17 protein-coding genes are annotated in these 14,006 nt (G+C 68.1%); 1 reads left to right on the top strand and 16 read right to left on the bottom strand.

Annotated elements, in window-relative coordinates; genetic code table 11:
- Positions 1–142: 142 nt before the first annotated feature.
- Positions 143–868, bottom strand: coding sequence for an ATP12 family chaperone protein (locus ASE02_RS00570; protein WP_056730121.1), 726 nt, complete (start codon positions 866–868; stop codon positions 143–145).
- A 129-nt stretch (positions 869–997) separates the two neighbouring features.
- Here ASE02_RS00570 and ASE02_RS00565 point away from each other — a divergent pair, with 129 nt between their 5' ends.
- Positions 998–2,089: a winged helix DNA-binding domain-containing protein gene (locus ASE02_RS00565; RefSeq protein ID WP_056730119.1), complete on the top strand. Its 1,092-nt coding sequence runs from the start codon at positions 998–1,000 to the stop codon at positions 2,087–2,089.
- Positions 2,090–2,246: 157 nt separating this feature from the next.
- Here the strand turns inward: ASE02_RS00565 and ASE02_RS00560 are convergent, their stop codons facing one another.
- The 15 genes from ASE02_RS00560 to rplQ all read right to left on the bottom strand — a co-directional run bounded on the left by ASE02_RS00560 (position 2,247) and on the right by rplQ (position 13,961).
- Entirely contained in the window at positions 2,247–3,233 is a 987-nt protein-coding gene (locus ASE02_RS00560; protein ID WP_056730117.1) for an RluA family pseudouridine synthase, read from the bottom strand.
- Complete coding sequence (gene crcB, locus ASE02_RS00555) at positions 3,230–3,613, bottom strand: fluoride efflux transporter CrcB (protein ID WP_056730115.1); 384 nt, start codon at positions 3,611–3,613, stop codon at positions 3,230–3,232. The genes ASE02_RS00560 and crcB overlap by 4 nt, the downstream gene beginning before the upstream one ends.
- Positions 3,614–3,666: 53 nt before the next feature.
- Positions 3,667–4,155 carry a hypothetical protein gene (locus ASE02_RS00550; protein WP_056730113.1) on the bottom strand — a complete coding sequence of 163 codons (489 nt, stop codon included), beginning with the start codon at positions 4,153–4,155 and terminating at the stop codon, positions 3,667–3,669.
- Positions 4,156–4,231: 76 nt separating this feature from the next.
- Positions 4,232–4,990: an RluA family pseudouridine synthase gene (locus tag ASE02_RS00545; protein ID WP_056730111.1), complete on the bottom strand. Its 759-nt coding sequence runs from the start codon at positions 4,988–4,990 to the stop codon at positions 4,232–4,234.
- A complete protein-coding gene (locus tag ASE02_RS00540; protein ID WP_056730109.1) occupies positions 4,987–6,288 on the bottom strand; it encodes a replication-associated recombination protein A in 1,302 nt (433 codons plus the stop codon). Before ASE02_RS00540 ends, ASE02_RS00545 begins: the two co-directional genes overlap by 4 nt.
- A 181-nt stretch (positions 6,289–6,469) precedes the next feature.
- Positions 6,470–7,885 carry a Do family serine endopeptidase gene (locus tag ASE02_RS00535; RefSeq protein WP_056730105.1) on the bottom strand — a complete coding sequence of 472 codons (1,416 nt, stop codon included), beginning with the start codon at positions 7,883–7,885 and terminating at the stop codon, positions 6,470–6,472.
- Between the two features lie 67 nt (positions 7,886–7,952).
- Positions 7,953–9,230, bottom strand: coding sequence for an MFS transporter (locus ASE02_RS00530; RefSeq protein ID WP_056730103.1), 1,278 nt, complete (start codon positions 9,228–9,230; stop codon positions 7,953–7,955).
- 168 nt (positions 9,231–9,398) lie between these two features.
- The gene (locus tag ASE02_RS00525) at positions 9,399–10,670 is read right to left on the bottom strand and encodes a TCR/Tet family MFS transporter (protein WP_056730101.1); all 1,272 of its coding nucleotides are present in this window, start codon (positions 10,668–10,670) and stop codon (positions 9,399–9,401) included.
- A gap of 65 nt (positions 10,671–10,735) precedes the next feature.
- The gene (locus ASE02_RS22610) at positions 10,736–11,206 is read right to left on the bottom strand and encodes an SRPBCC family protein (protein ID WP_056730100.1); all 471 of its coding nucleotides are present in this window, start codon (positions 11,204–11,206) and stop codon (positions 10,736–10,738) included.
- Positions 11,203–11,538: a helix-turn-helix transcriptional regulator gene (locus ASE02_RS00515; RefSeq protein ID WP_056730099.1), complete on the bottom strand. Its 336-nt coding sequence runs from the start codon at positions 11,536–11,538 to the stop codon at positions 11,203–11,205. Before ASE02_RS00515 ends, ASE02_RS22610 begins: the two co-directional genes overlap by 4 nt.
- The gene (locus ASE02_RS00510; protein WP_056730098.1) at positions 11,535–11,981 is read right to left on the bottom strand and encodes a VOC family protein; all 447 of its coding nucleotides are present in this window, start codon (positions 11,979–11,981) and stop codon (positions 11,535–11,537) included. The genes ASE02_RS00515 and ASE02_RS00510 overlap by 4 nt, the downstream gene beginning before the upstream one ends.
- A gap of 13 nt (positions 11,982–11,994) precedes the next feature.
- Positions 11,995–12,450, bottom strand: coding sequence for a VOC family protein (locus ASE02_RS00505; protein ID WP_056730096.1), 456 nt, complete (start codon positions 12,448–12,450; stop codon positions 11,995–11,997).
- Between the two features lies 1 nt (position 12,451).
- Positions 12,452–12,937: a VOC family protein gene (locus tag ASE02_RS00500; protein WP_056730094.1), complete on the bottom strand. Its 486-nt coding sequence runs from the start codon at positions 12,935–12,937 to the stop codon at positions 12,452–12,454.
- A gap of 60 nt (positions 12,938–12,997) precedes the next feature.
- Complete coding sequence (locus tag ASE02_RS00495) at positions 12,998–13,465, bottom strand: hypothetical protein (RefSeq protein ID WP_156405860.1); 468 nt, start codon at positions 13,463–13,465, stop codon at positions 12,998–13,000.
- Positions 13,466–13,544: 79 nt separating this feature from the next.
- Entirely contained in the window at positions 13,545–13,961 is a 417-nt protein-coding gene (gene rplQ, locus ASE02_RS00490) for a 50S ribosomal protein L17 (RefSeq protein WP_056730090.1), read from the bottom strand.
- Positions 13,962–14,006 lie beyond the last annotated feature (45 nt).

Here is a 14,006-nt window from a genome sequence, read left to right as displayed (position 1 = left end):
GCTCGCCGCCCCCAAGACGGGCCTCATCACGACGCTTCTCAAGCTCTTCAAGGATGTGCTTCACGCCCGACCTCCACTACGAAGTCAAAAGGCGTAGTCGGACGATCTGACCCTGGCAACAGTCCCGCCGCGTCAGGAGGCCCTAGGCCAGCGCCTTGAACCAGCGGTCCAGCATCCGCGCCTCTTCCAGCAGGCGCGCGGTGCGTTCAGCGGCTTCCTCGTCGACGCCCCACTTTTCCTGCTGATAGGCCTCATCGACGCGCGACAGGCTGTAGGCCTCCTCGCCGCTCAGCCAGCCGCGTTGCACGGCGAAGGCCAGCACGCCGGAGCCGAACAGCGGCGTTCCGAACGCCACGCCGGTCAGGTTGAAATCGTCCATCTCCAGCGCCAGGGCCTTGATCTTGGCCAGGGTCTCTTCCGGTTGGGCGGCGTGGATGATGCCGGTCACCCGCACGAAGACCAGGGCCAGCTCGCGTTCGGCCCGGTCCAGGATCGGCTCCCAGACCTCAAGTTGGCGCTGATGCAGGCTCTCGGGCTCACCGGCGAAGTAGCAGAGCACGTCGGAGGCGGCATATTCGGCGATCTGGCCGGCCGTGGCCTCGCGCGCCTTGGAGACCGCTTCGGTGGCGGTGAAGGCCAGCCGGGTGGCGTGCATGTCGGCCATCTCGATCACGCCGACCTGGCCCGACCATTCGCCGGCGACCAGTTCGGCCAGGGCCGGGGTCGGGACGTTCAGCTTGCCGCCCTTGGGCGAGCGCACATTGCGGCCGTCCAGCTTGACGGCGAAGCCGCCGTCCTCGGCCACCACCGTGACATCCGTGTAGAACCGCTTCGGCTTCTCGCCGGGTTCAATGAAGCCCTTTTGCAAACTCGCCTCCTGGCCGCGCGTGAAAATGCGTGGCGCGACGGGTGCAATGGGGACGGATGAGAAAATACGCAAGGCGGCGTTTCGCGGCAGGGCTGGCCGGCCGCCGCTGGCTCAGCGATCCTGGCCGCCATGGCCGACCAGATTCTGACCCCACGCGACCTCAACCGGATCCTGCTCGCCCGGCAGATGCTGCTGTCCCGTGAGAAGATCGGCGCGGTCGAGGCGCTGGAACGGCTGTTCGCCATCCAGGCCCAGTTGCCGCGCGCGCCCTTCCTTGGCCTATGGGCGAGGCTGGAGGGGTTCCAGCGCGCCGACCTGCTGGCGGCGATCCATAAGCGCCAAGTCGTGCGCTCCACCCTGATGCGCGGCACCCTGCACCTGGCCAGCGCCCGCGACGTGCTGGCTTTCCGCACCACCGTCATGCCGCCCCGCGACGTCACCCTGCCTGGCGGCGTGAAGCCGGCGCCGGAGGAGCTGGAGCGCGTGCTGGACCTCGCCCGGCGGCACTTCGCGCCCGAACCCAAGGACTTCGAGAGCGTCCGCCAGGTGTTGGAGGCCGAGAGCGTCGATCCGGTTCGGCCGCTGGCCTTCGCGGCGCGGATGTTCCTGCCGCTGGTCCAGGCCTCGTCGAACGCCGCGTTCGGCCACGAGCCCGGCGGCGACTTCACCCTGGCCAAAACTTGGCTGGGCCGCGACGAGGATCTCGCCCTACGCCCGCAGGACCTCGCCCGCCGCTATCTCGCCGCCCACGGCCCGTCGCTACCGGCCGACTTCGCCGGATGGTCGGGTCAGAAGGCGGCGGCCGCGATCTTCGAGGCGCTGGGCGATGAACTCGTCACCTTCAGGGACGAGCGCAAGCGCACCCTGTTCGATCTGAAGGACGCGCCGCGACCGAGCGGCGAGACGCCCGCGCCCGTGCGGTTGCTGGCCGATTTCGACGGCGCGGTGCTTGGCCGCGCCGATCGCACGGGCGTCATACGTCCCGAGCACGCGCCATTGCTGGCCAGCAAGAACGGCCTGATCCCGGCGATGGTGCTGGTCGACGGGGTCGTCGCCGGCACGTGGCGGATCGAGCCGAAGATGAAATCCGTCGCAGTGAGCGTGCGCCTATTCGGCGCGGTCTCAGCCGAGGACCGCAAGACCATCGAGGCCGAGGCGATCTCCGCCGCCAAGTTCCTGGAACCGGACGCGGCGGGGGTTGTGACGTTCGCGGAAGCCTAGGCCGCCGCCAACGCTGTCATCCCGGTTTGCGAAGTAAGACCGGGACCCATTCGCTCCGTGCCAACAGAAGACGGCGAGGTCGGGCCTCAGCCTGATCCATCCGGTGTTCATGGGTCCCGGACAGCCGCTGCGCGGCTTCCGGGATGACACCGCGATTTTAACTGCGCCGCCGACGCTTGAAGGGCTCGGGATCGGCTTCATGCTCGTCGAAGCCGAAGCGGTTGAAGCCTTCCTTCAGCTCCTTGCTGATCGGGGCCTCCAGGGTCAGCGTGCCGCGCGAGGGGTGCGGCAGGGTCAGGCGGCGGGCATGAAGCTGCAGCTTCAGGTTCCCTGACAACTGCGCCGACTCCTCGGTCTTGTACTTCGGGTCGCCCAGGATCGGATGGCCCATGGCCAGCATGTGCGCGCGCAGCTGGTGCGTGCGGCCGGTGTGGGGGCGCAGCGCCATCCAGGCGACACGGTGCGCCGCGCGGCTGATGGTCACGAACTCGGTCTCGGCCGGATCGGCGTTGGGGTCCTTGGGATCGGCCGGCACGATCATCTCGCGATCGCCGATGCCCTTCTTGGCCAAGTGCAGCTCCATCACCCCCTCGGAGGGCTTGGGGTTACCCTGGACCAGCGCCCAGTAGGTCTTTTCCACACGGCGGCGGGCGAAGGCGCCCGACAGCTTGGCCGCCGCGCCCGGCGACTTGCCCAGCACCAGCACGCCGGAGGTGTCGCGGTCGAGGCGGTGAACCAGGCGCGGGCGCTCCAGCCCCTCGCCCCAGGCGCTGAGCAGCCGGTCAACGTGCATCAGGGTCTTGGTGCCGCCTTGGACGGCGAGGCCCGCGGGCTTGTTCAGCACCAGCACCTCGTCGTCCTCGTAGATCACCAGCGACTTGACGAACATCACGTCGCGCCGCTCCAGTTCAGGCTTCGGATCGCCGGCCTTCGGGGCTTCGGGCAGCGGCGGAACGCGGATGGTTTCGCCGGCCGAGACCCGTTGCTCGGGCTTGGCGCGGCTGCCGTCCACGCGGATCTGGCCCGAGCGCGCCATCTTCTGGATCTGGATCTGGGACACATGCGGCCAGCGCCGGCGGAACCAGCGGTCCAGGCGCACGCCGTCCTCACCCGGATCAACGGCGATGTTGCGGACTTCCCTCATGCGAACGCCTTCCGCGCCAAGATTATGCCCATGAACAGGGCCGTGACGGACAGCACCACGGAGGCCGTCGCGTAGCCGAACGCCTGACCATAGGTCCGGCGCTCGATCATCAGCGCCGTCTCCAGGGAAAACGCCGAAAAAGTCGTAAATCCACCCAGCACGCCGACGCCCAGCAGCAGACGCAGCCGCTCCTGATCGCCGCCGCCGCGGTGAGCCAAGAAGCCCACCAGGGCGCCCATCAGCAACCCGCCGAGAATGTTGGCCAGCAATGTCCCATAGGGCCAGGCCGAGCCCCACAGGCGCATAGCCTGGACGCCCAGCGCATATCGCGCCACCGCCCCCGCCGCGCCGCCTGCCGCGACCAAAAACACCTTATCCATGCGCCCTTATGCGACGCGCCGGCCTTTGGTGCAAAGGCCGCTAAAGCGCGCGGTCAGGTTCGCGCGCCGATCACCCGGCGGATCTCGCGGGCGTCATAGATGTCGCTTCCCGGCGGACGGCTCCCGCGCCCCATCATGACCTCCAGCGTCTGGACCACCTGGGGCCCGCCGCTGAGATCGAAACTGGTGCCCAGGCCAACGCCCACGCCGCTGGAATAACGACCGCTTCCGCCGCCGGCGCCGACGGACAAGCGGGGCCCGCCGCTCTGGCCGCTCTGGGTCATGTAGCGGTCCGAAACCCGGAACCAGTCGTAGCCGTCGGCGATGGCCAGGTCGGCGGCGCGCAGCAGGGCGTAGTCGGACACCTGCTCGGCCGGCGCGCCCGGCCCGCCCCTGAAGGTCACGCGATAGCGGCCAGGCTCGATCCGGTACTCCGAGAACCCGACGGTTTGCGGTCCGCTCGCCGGTCCATAGACCGTCGGCGCCGTGGCGCAGGCCGCGAGGACGGCGCACAGGCCGACCGTCAGCATCGGGCGTTTCATCGTCAAAGACCTCCGAGGAAGCCGTTGGACTGTCGGCTCTTTCGACCAACGGTCAAGCCTGCCGGCCCGTTCCCGCTCAGCCTAAGCCCAGGCTGTCGATCAACTTTTGCATATCGGCCGGTGTCGGCGCCTCAATGACCTTGGTTCCGCCTTCCGGATGCGGAAACGACAATGCGGCCGCATGCAGCATCAGCCGGGGCACGGCGTGTCCTCCGACCGCCAAGGCGCCGCCATAGCGCACGTCGCCGGCGATCGGGCGGCCGATCGAGGCCAGGTGCACCCGGATCTGATGCATCCGCCCGGTCTCCGGCGCCAGCTCCAGCAGCGCCGCGCCCGGCGCCTTGGATATCGTCCGATAACGGGTGCGGGCGCTCTCGGCGTCGGCATGGTCGAGCGGGCAGACGCGCATATAGGCCTCGCGGCCCAGTTCCTCGCGCCGCAGCGCCGCCTCGATCGCGCCTTGGGCGGGCTCGGGCGCATCCGGCGTCACAATGGCGCGGTAGGTCTTGGAGAACCTGCGGCCCATCATGTGCTTGCCCAGGAAGCTGGCCGCCGGCTTGGTCTTGGCGGTCAGGATCACCCCGGAGGTGTCGCGGTCCAGGCGATGGATCAGCCGCGGCCGCGCCTTGCCCGGCTTGGCGAAGGCCCACAGCAGTTCGTCCAGAGTATTGACCTGGCCTCGCCCGCCCTGGCTGGACAGGCCCGAAGGCTTGTTCAGCGCCATGATGTGCGGGTCCTCATAGATCACCAGGCCGCGGACCAGGGCGATCTCATCAGGCGTGAGAACGATCGGAACAGGTTCGGCGCGTCTCTTCGGTTGACCGCGCGGCTTCACTTCTGGCGGTCCCGCTGCTGCGCCCAACGATCGAGACGCTCCTTGGTGCGAGCCTCGGCGCCCTCGCCCTTCGGATCGTAGAACTTCCGCCGCTCCATCCCCTCGGGGAAGTAGTTTTGGCCGGAGAAGCCGCCCTCGACGTCGTGGTCGTAGGCGTAGCCCTTGCCGTAGCCGAGGTCCTTCATCAGCTTGGTCGGCGCGTTGCGGATGTGGGCCGGCGGCGTCAGCGAGCCGGTCTCCTTGGCGGCGCGCTGGGCGGCCTTGAAGGCGACGTAGACCGCGTTCGACTTCGGCGCGGCGGCCAGGTGCACGACCAGTTGGGCCAGGGCGAGCTCGCCTTCCGGAGATCCCAAAAAGTCGTAGGTGTCCTTGACCGCATTGGCGAGCAGCAGCGACAGCGGATCGGCCTCGCCGATATCCTCCACCGCCATGCGGATCAGCCGCCGGGCGATGAACAGCGGATCTTCCCCGCCGCCCAGCATCCGCGCCAGCCAATAGAGCGCCGCGTCGGGGTCGGAACCCCGGACCGACTTATGCAGGGCCGAGATGAGGTTGTAGTGCTCCTCGCGATCCTTGTCGTAGGCCGGGCTGCGCTTCTGCAGGATCTGGCCCAACTCCTTGGTCGAGAGCGGCTTGTCCGAGCCGATGTTGAGCAGGGTCTCCGACAGGGTCAGCAGGTAGCGGCCGTCGCCGTCGGCCAGCGCCACCAACGCCTCGCGAGCCTCGGGCTCCAACGGCAGCTTGCGGTCCTCATGGACCTCGGCCTTGTCCAGCAGGCTGGCCAGCGCCTCGTCGTCCAGGCGCTTGAGCACATAGACCTGGGCGCGCGACAGCAAGGCGCCGTTCAGTTCGAAGGACGGGTTCTCGGTGGTTGCGCCGACCAGGGTGACGATCCCCTCCTCCACGAAAGGCAGGAAACCGTCCTGCTGGGCGCGATTGAAGCGGTGAATCTCGTCGACGAACAGCAAGGTCGACTGGCCGGCGGACCGACGCATCTTCGCCTGTTCGAACGCCTTCTTGAGGTCCGCGACCCCGGAGAACACCGCCGAGAGCTGCTGGAATTCGTAGCCGGCCTCCTTGGCCAGCAGACGCGCGATGGTGGTCTTGCCGGTGCCCGGCGGTCCCCACAGAATCATCGAGGCCAGCCGCTTGGCCTCGGCCATGCGCCTGATCGGCCCCTCGGGTCCGAGCAGATGGTCCTGGCCCACCACCTCGTCCAGCCGTTGCGGGCGCAGTCGGTCTGCGAGCGGCGACGGCGCATGCGGCGTCAGACCCGCGGCTTCGAAGAGATCGGCCATGGCGCGTTCTAGCAAATGCCTCCGCGCCGCGCATGCCCCGATCCGCCCCCAGCGCTCAGCGCGATTTGGGGGAGGTGGCGCGCGGCGCGTAGCGACGCGTGACGGAGGGGGCTTCTAGCTCGAAAGCGTCAAAGTCCCTCTCAGTCAGCTTCGCCGACAGCTCCCCCAGAGGGGGAGCATCTTAGGTCCGGAAGTTCGCGGTCACTTCCTGGCCGTTGCGCTCGATGGTCACCTGCCATTGTGCGCCGCCGGCGCCGAGCACGCCGATTAGTTCGCGCACCGTGCCGATGTCACGGCCGTTGACCTTGCGGATCAGATCGCCCGGACGCAGGCCCGCGTTCATCGCAAAGCCCCGGCTGATATTGATCACCATCACGCCCTTGCCCAGGAACGGATCCAGGCCCAGTTCGTCGGCCACGGCCGGCGAGAGGTTGACCACGGTCGCCCCGTCGAAGGGGTTGCGGCCAGAGACCACCTGCTGGTCGCGCGCCGGGGTGGCGGGCGGCGGCTCGGCGCGCAGGGTCAGGCTCTGTTCTCCGCCGCCCCGCCGCACGCCCAGCTTGATCTGGTCGCCGGGCCGGCGCGAGGAGATGGCGTAGGACACCGCCGCGGCGTCGACCGCCGGACGGCCGTCGACCGAGATGATCACGTCGCCCTGGCGCAGGCCGGCCTTGGCCGCCGGGCCGTTCGGCCAGATGTCGGCCACCAGCGCGCCCTGCGGAACCGCCAGGCCCATGCTGCGGGCCATTTCCCCGGTCACGGTCTGGGTGCGCGCGCCCAGCCACGGACGCACCACGGCCTGGCCGCCGCCGGCGGCGGTCTCGACCACGCGCTTGACGATGGCGGCGGGGACCGCGAAGCCGACGCCCGACGAACTGCCCGAGCGCGAGAGGATGAAGCTGTTCACGCCGATCAGGTCGCCGTCCATATCGACCAGGGCGCCGCCGGAATTGCCCGGATTGATCGCCGCGTCGGTCTGGATATAGGCGTTGGAGGTGTCGCCGTTCGGGTCGGCGGTGCGGTTCAGCGCCGAGATGATGCCGTTGGTCACCGTCTGGCCGACGCCGAAGGGGTCGCCGATGGCCAGCACCAGGTCGCCGACCTGGGCCTCATCGGAATCGTCGATCGCCAGCACCGGCAGCCGCTCGTTCCCGACATCGATCTTCAGGACCGCCAGGTCGGTGCGCGGGTCGGCCAGCAGCACGCGGGCGACGTATTCGCGGCGGTCGGCAAGCGCGACAGTGATCTCCTGCCCGCCCTCGACCACGTGGTTGTTGGTGACGATCACCCCGTCGGCGCGGACGATGACGCCCGAGCCCAGCGAGCCCTGGATGCGGTCGCGCGGCGCGCCGCCGCCGAACATTTCCCAGAACGGATCGGGCCGCGCCCGGACCAGGCGCTTGGACGAGATATTGACCACGGCCGGAGCCGCCCGCTTCACCACGGGGGCGAAGGAGGACTTCATCGTCAAGGCGTCGCCCGGCGCCGCACGGCTGGGCTGGGCCAGCGGCGGGATCTGGGCGTTCGATTTGGCGGCGGGATCGGAACAGGCCGCGAGCAGGGCCATGGCCGGGATCAGAACGCGTAAGGCGCGCATAGACTCTCCAAGCATCGTCGTGAGCCCGGCACTCTGACGAGTATTCAGGCGCAATGAAGGCGTTGATTTAGGCCCGCGCTTCACCTGATGGAACCTCGCGAACGAAGAGAACCACCAGAAGAAGGCCGATCATCGTCAGGACGCCGCCCGCGATGATCGACGAGCCGGACCAGACCGCCGCCATTCCGGGCGCGATCGACCAGGCGAAGGCCTGGGTCGACAGGATCGGTCCGAACAGGCCGGTCATGCTGGAGATCGACCCCATCGCGCCCTGCAGCCTGCCCTGCTCGCTCGCATCGACCTTCGCGGTCATCATTGATTGCAGGGCCGGCCCGGCCACATTGGCCAAGGCGCCGGGCAAGTTCACGGCCCAGAAGATCGGCCCGGTCGGCGCCAGACCGACGCCGATGTAGCAGAGCACCTGGACGGTCAGCCCGCCGATCACCGTCCGCCGCTCGCCGAACCACCTGACGAAGCGTCCGGCCAGCTGGCTCTGCACGACGATGTTCACCGCGGCGAAGGCGCTGGCGAAGATGCCCAGGGCCAGCGGGTCCCAGTCGTAGCGATGGGCGGTGTAGAGAACGAAGACGCTGTTCATCGCGTGCATCGCCAGCCACAGCAGCACCAGCACGAACGCCAGGGCCGGCAGGCCCTTGCGCGAGACCAGCAGGTTCAGCGCCCCGACCGGGTTGGCCTTGCGCCACGACATCGGCGCGCGGTTCTCGCGGGCGAGCGACTCCGGCAGCACGAACAGGCCATAGAGGCCGTTCAGCAGCGACACCGCCGCCGCCGCCCAGAACGGCGCGCGCGGATCGACCGAACCCAGCAGGCCGCCCAGCGCCGGGCCCAGGATCACTCCGGTCCAGGCCGCGGCGTTGATCCAGCCATAGCTCTTGGCGCGTTCTTCCTGCGGCGTGATGTCGGCGACATAGGCCATGGCCGCGGCCTGCGCCCCGGCCGTCAGCCCGCACAGCGCCCTGCCGATCAGCAGCCAGGCCAGGGTCGGGGCCAGCGCCATGATCACCAGATCGACGGCCAGGCCGAACACCGAGATCAGGATCACCGGCCGCCGCCCGAACCGGTCCGACAGCATGCCGATCACCGGGGCGGCCACGAACTGGGCCACCGACCAGATGGCGATCAAGACGCCGATCCAGCGCGCCGCGCCCTGGACGTCGCCGCCCAGCAGTTCCTCGACCAGCTTCGGCAGCACGGGGAAGACAATGGTGTGGGAGACCACGTCCAGGCAGATGGTCACGCCGATGAACCGCAAGCCGGCGCGCCGGCGTAGGTCGGGACGGGTTTGCACGCCCGCGGGCGGGGTCAGATCGGATGGAATGGTCATGAATGTCTCGAGCAACCGAGCCGCATGGGCGGCCGGCGGGGGAAATGGCGCAAAGCGGCAGGCCGGCGATCTCGCCAGCGTCCGTGAGCCTAGGCCCTCATCGTCTCGATCATTCCTGTCATACTGTCGGCGACCTTAAGTTGCCGTAGGCGAAACGCAAGCCTCGGTTCAGGCGGCCTCCGCCACCGCTCGCGGCGCACGCCCAACCCGCAGCGCCAGCAGGAAGGCGCCGACCAGCAGCCCGGCGGCCAGATAGATGGCCAACCCCGGCTGATGCACGATCCCCTCATGGCGGATCGACCAGGCGAAGGTCAGGCCAAAGACGATCGGCCCGATCACCGAGGCGATGCCTTGCAGGCTCTGGTTGGCGCCTTGAAGCTGCCCCTGGCCGGACGGTTCGACCCGGCGGGTCATCAGCCCCTGCAAACCCGGCTGCAGGAAGTTCATCAGCGCGAAGACCGGCACGCCGAGGAAATAGATCCAGCCGCTCGGTGCAAAGCCGTAGATCGCGAAGCCCGTCGCGCCGGCCGCCGCGCCCAGCAGCAACGCCCCGCGCTCGCCGATCTTGGCCACCACGGGACCCACCAGCAGGGTCTGGACGATGACGCCCGCCAGCCCCGTCGCCATCATGGTCAAGCCCATGAAGCCCGGCGTCCAGCCGTAGCGGTAGCCGGTGTAGAGCACGAAGATCGCCGGCAGCACCGTATGGGCCAGCTGGAACAGGAAGCCGACCGTCGCCAGCCCCAGCAGATCGGCGTGCGCGCGCAGGAAGACCAGCGAGCCGACCGGATTGGCCCGCTTCCAGTCGAACTTGGCCACTCGCTTCTCCGGCGGCAGCGATTCCGGCAGCACGAAGAAGCCGTAGAACCAGTTGATGGTGGTCAGGCCCGCGGCCACGAAGAACGGCAACCTCAGGTCGATGTCGCCGAGGAAGCCGCCCAGCGCCGGCCCGACCAGGAACCCGAACGAGAAGGCCGAGCCCATCCAGCCGAACGCCTTGGCGCGCTTATCGGGCGGCGTCACGTCGGCCACGTAGGCGTTGGCGGTGGAGAAGCTGGCCGCCGTCAGGCCGTTGATCACCCGGCCGACGAACAGCCAGGCCAGGCTGGGGGCCAGGGCCATGAACAGGAAGTCGATGGCCAGCCCCGCCAGCGATATGAGCAGGATCGGCCGGCGGCCGAACCGGTCCGACATCATGCCCAGGACCGGGCCGCAGAACAGCTGCATCACCCCCCAGACCGCGCCGAACACCACGTTCCACTCCGACGCCGCGGCCGTATCGCCGCCGGTGAACTGCTTGATCAGGTTCGGCAGCACCGGAATCATGATCCCGAACGAAACGGCGTTGATCACCGCCGCGGCGAAGATGAACCGGAAGGCGCCGGTCCATTGTCCGTCCTTGGCGGCCCCGCCCTGCGGCGCAGTTGGTCGATCGGTCATGGTCTCAGGCTCCCGATAGAATCTGCAGGCCGAGGCAGTGAACTAGCATGACCCGCCAACCGACGTTATGCCGAGGTGTCGCGATAGGATGTCAGCAGGCTTCGCCACCACTCCGCCAACCGCATCAACAGCACCTGGTCGGGGAAGCCGTGACGCGCGGCGCTGCCCGCGGGCACCTGATCGAAGCCGCGATGCTCGATGCTGACCCGCGTCTCGCCCTCTCCAACGCCCTCGAACCGAACCTCCACCTCGGTGTGAAGATCGAGGGGAAAGTTCGCCTGCCGCCAGGAGAAAACCAGCCGCGTCGGCGGCTCCCAGGCGGTGATCCTGCCGATCTCAAAGACCTTGCCGCCCGCCAGGGTTTCGGTCAGCCGACCGCCCTCCCCGGGCTCGAACGCCAGCAGCCCCGGCGCGCGCGGCGTGGTCTGGAACAGGCTGTTCGGCCGCCACCAAGCGCCGATCTCCTGCACGAAGGCGGCGAAGGCGCGCTCGGGCGCGACCTTCACCCGTAGGGCGACATAGACCTTCGAGGTCACGGCGCGCTCTCGACGTGGGCCTTGAAGGACAGCAGTTGTTCGGACCAGAGGCGTTCGCTTTCCTCCAGCCAGCGCAGGAGATGCACCATGGGTTCGGGCCTCAGGGCGTAGATGCGCACCCGCGCATCGAACTGCGGATGGGATTCCTCGACCAGACCGCTCTCACGCAGGGCGCGCAGGTGGCGGCTCATGGTCGGGGGCGAGAGCCCCAGTTCGCGCGCCAGCTCACCGGCCGGTCGCGGGCTCTTGGCCAGCAGGTCCACGACCCGGCGGCGATGGGGATCGGCCAGCGCCGCTAGGGTCGTGTCGATTTGGGCGGCTGCGGCGCTCATAGCCATCCGGTGATTTTCAGGCCGGTGATGGCCTCGGCCTCCTCGCGGCTGACCGTCTTCACATTCTGCGAGACCGTCCAGATGTGGCCTTCGAGGTCGCGGCAGCGATAGGTGCGATCCCCGTAGAACTGGGTCTCCGGCGCGGCGTCGATCACCGCGCCCGCAGCCTTGGCCCGCTCGAAGTGAGCGTCGATATCGGTCTCAATCTCGATGCTGACGGTCTGGGTGTTCTTGCCGCCGACCGATTTTGGGCTCTTGTGGTCGGCGCTCCATTCCTGGCCGATCATCACGCAGCCGTCGCCGAACGTCATCTGGGAGTGGACGAGATTGCCCTCCGCGTCCTCCAGCAGCATCGCAAGTTCGAAGCCAAAGACCTTCTCGAGCCAAGCCAGAGCGGCCTTGGGATCTTGGTAGAACAGCGCGGAACGGAAACCGGCGGCCATGGTCGTCTCTCCTCTAGGCTTCAATCTTGTGGCCGGTGGCCGCTTCCATCTCTTCGACGGAAAGCGCCTGCACGGTCTGGCCGAACGACCAGGGATGATCTTCAAGATCGCGGCAGGTGAAGACCCTGTCGCCATAGGGCTGGGTCTCTGGCTCGCGTTCGATGGCCGCGCCGGCGCTTCGCGCCCGCTCACACCTGGCGTCCAGCCCGTCATCGAGTTGGACGTGCACCGATTGGGTGGAGCGCCCGCCGAACGCGGCCGGGCTTACCGAACGCCCATCGGGCGGGCCGACCACCATGATGTAGCCGTCACCCAGCGTCAGTTCGGAATGGATCACCCCGCCGGCGCCGTCATCGACGATCAACCGGGTCTCGAAGCCGAACGCGGTCTCCAGCCAGGCGATGGCGGCCCGTGGGTCGCGATACCAGAGCAGCGGACCGATGGTCGGTAATCTTGCGCGTTCACTCATCTCAATCCTCCTTGCGCAACGAGGTCTCGATCGTCAGGCCGCTCACGGCGGCCATCTCCTCGCCGGAGACAACTCGGACGTCCTGGCTGAAGGTCCAGACATGGCCCTCGAGATCTCGGGCGCGGTAGGTCCGCGCGCCGTAGAACTGATCCTGCGGTTCCTCGGTGATCACCGCGCCGGCCGCCCTCGCCCGCTCGCAGTGAGCGTCGAGCCCCTCGGCCAGGTTCAGCCGCATGAACTGAGTGCCCGCGCCATCCAGCGACGCCGGGCTACGCATCCGCGCGCCGCCAAGTTGCGGCCCCTCCCACTCGCCGCCGATACCGATGTTGCAGTCGCGGAAGGTCATCTCGGCATGGGCGAGCTTGCCCTCGGCGTCGGTCAACAGGACCTCGGTCTCAAACCCGAAAGCGGCCTCCAGCCAATGCAGGGCGGCGATCGGATCGCGATAGAAGACGACAGGGGTGATGGCGGACTTGGACGCGCTCATGGGACTTCTCCAGGCAGGCCTCTATTTCCACAAATCTATAATAGTTTCCATTTGACGCAACTACTTTCGTCGCGGTCGCTGCTTGGCCGAGATCGATTTGACGATGGTGCGCTGGGGCTGCCTGGGATCGAGCGGCGTGCGGGCGTTGCGCAGGATCTGATCCATCAGGTCCGCGACCTCCAGGTCGTTCAGGCGCTCGGCGGCCTCAAGAACAATGTGGCGCATGCGGCTCCCCTCGCCCTTCAGCAGGCCATGGGGATCGCTCAGCCTGGGCCCGCCGACCAGGAACAGGCTGACCCAGCGAGGATAGGCGGTGATGGAGAACAGGATGTCGGCTTGCCGCTCGGTCGGGCCGTAGCCGATCGCCAGCGCATTATAGTTGTCCCAGACCAGCTCCAACGCGCCTGGCAGCCGGGCTCGCATGATGGTCCTCGCCGCCCGGATCTGCGCGGCGATCGCATCATCATATCTGGCGATGAAGCCCTCGACCTGGGCCTCGACTTCGGCGGCGTCCATGGGCGCGAGCATGCGCCCGCCGCGGGAGCCGGAAAAGCAAAAGCCCCGGACATCGCTGTCCGGGGCTCTGAAACTGCTTTGGCAGGTTAGCTTATTCGTCGCCGAACGCGCTGACCTGGACCGGACCGGAGTCCTTGCCCTTTTCCGACGGATCGCGATCGACGAGCTCGATCACGGCCAGCGGGGCGTTGTCGCCGTAGCGGAAGCCGGCCTTCAGGACGCGGATATAGCCGCCCTGACGTTCTTGGTAGCGCGGACCCAGGACGGCGAAGAGCTTGCCGACTTGAGCCACGTCACGAACTTGGCTGATGGCCTGACGACGAGCGTGCAGATCGCCGCGCTTGGCGAGCGTGATCAGTTTCTCGACGACGGGACGCAGTTCCTTCGCCTTGGGCAGGGTGGTCACGATTTGCTCGTGCTTGATCAGGCTCGCAGCCATGTTCGCGAACATCGCGGTGCGGTGAGCGGTCGTCCGACCCAGTTTGCGGTGTGCTTTACCGTGACGCATATCTTATCTCCTGGGCCGCTTGACCCGCCGGACGTTCCCGATCTT

Source organism: Phenylobacterium sp. Root700, from assembly GCF_001429025.1.
Classification (GTDB): domain Bacteria; phylum Pseudomonadota; class Alphaproteobacteria; order Caulobacterales; family Caulobacteraceae; genus Phenylobacterium.
This window is presented reverse-complemented; position numbering and strand designations above follow the sequence as displayed.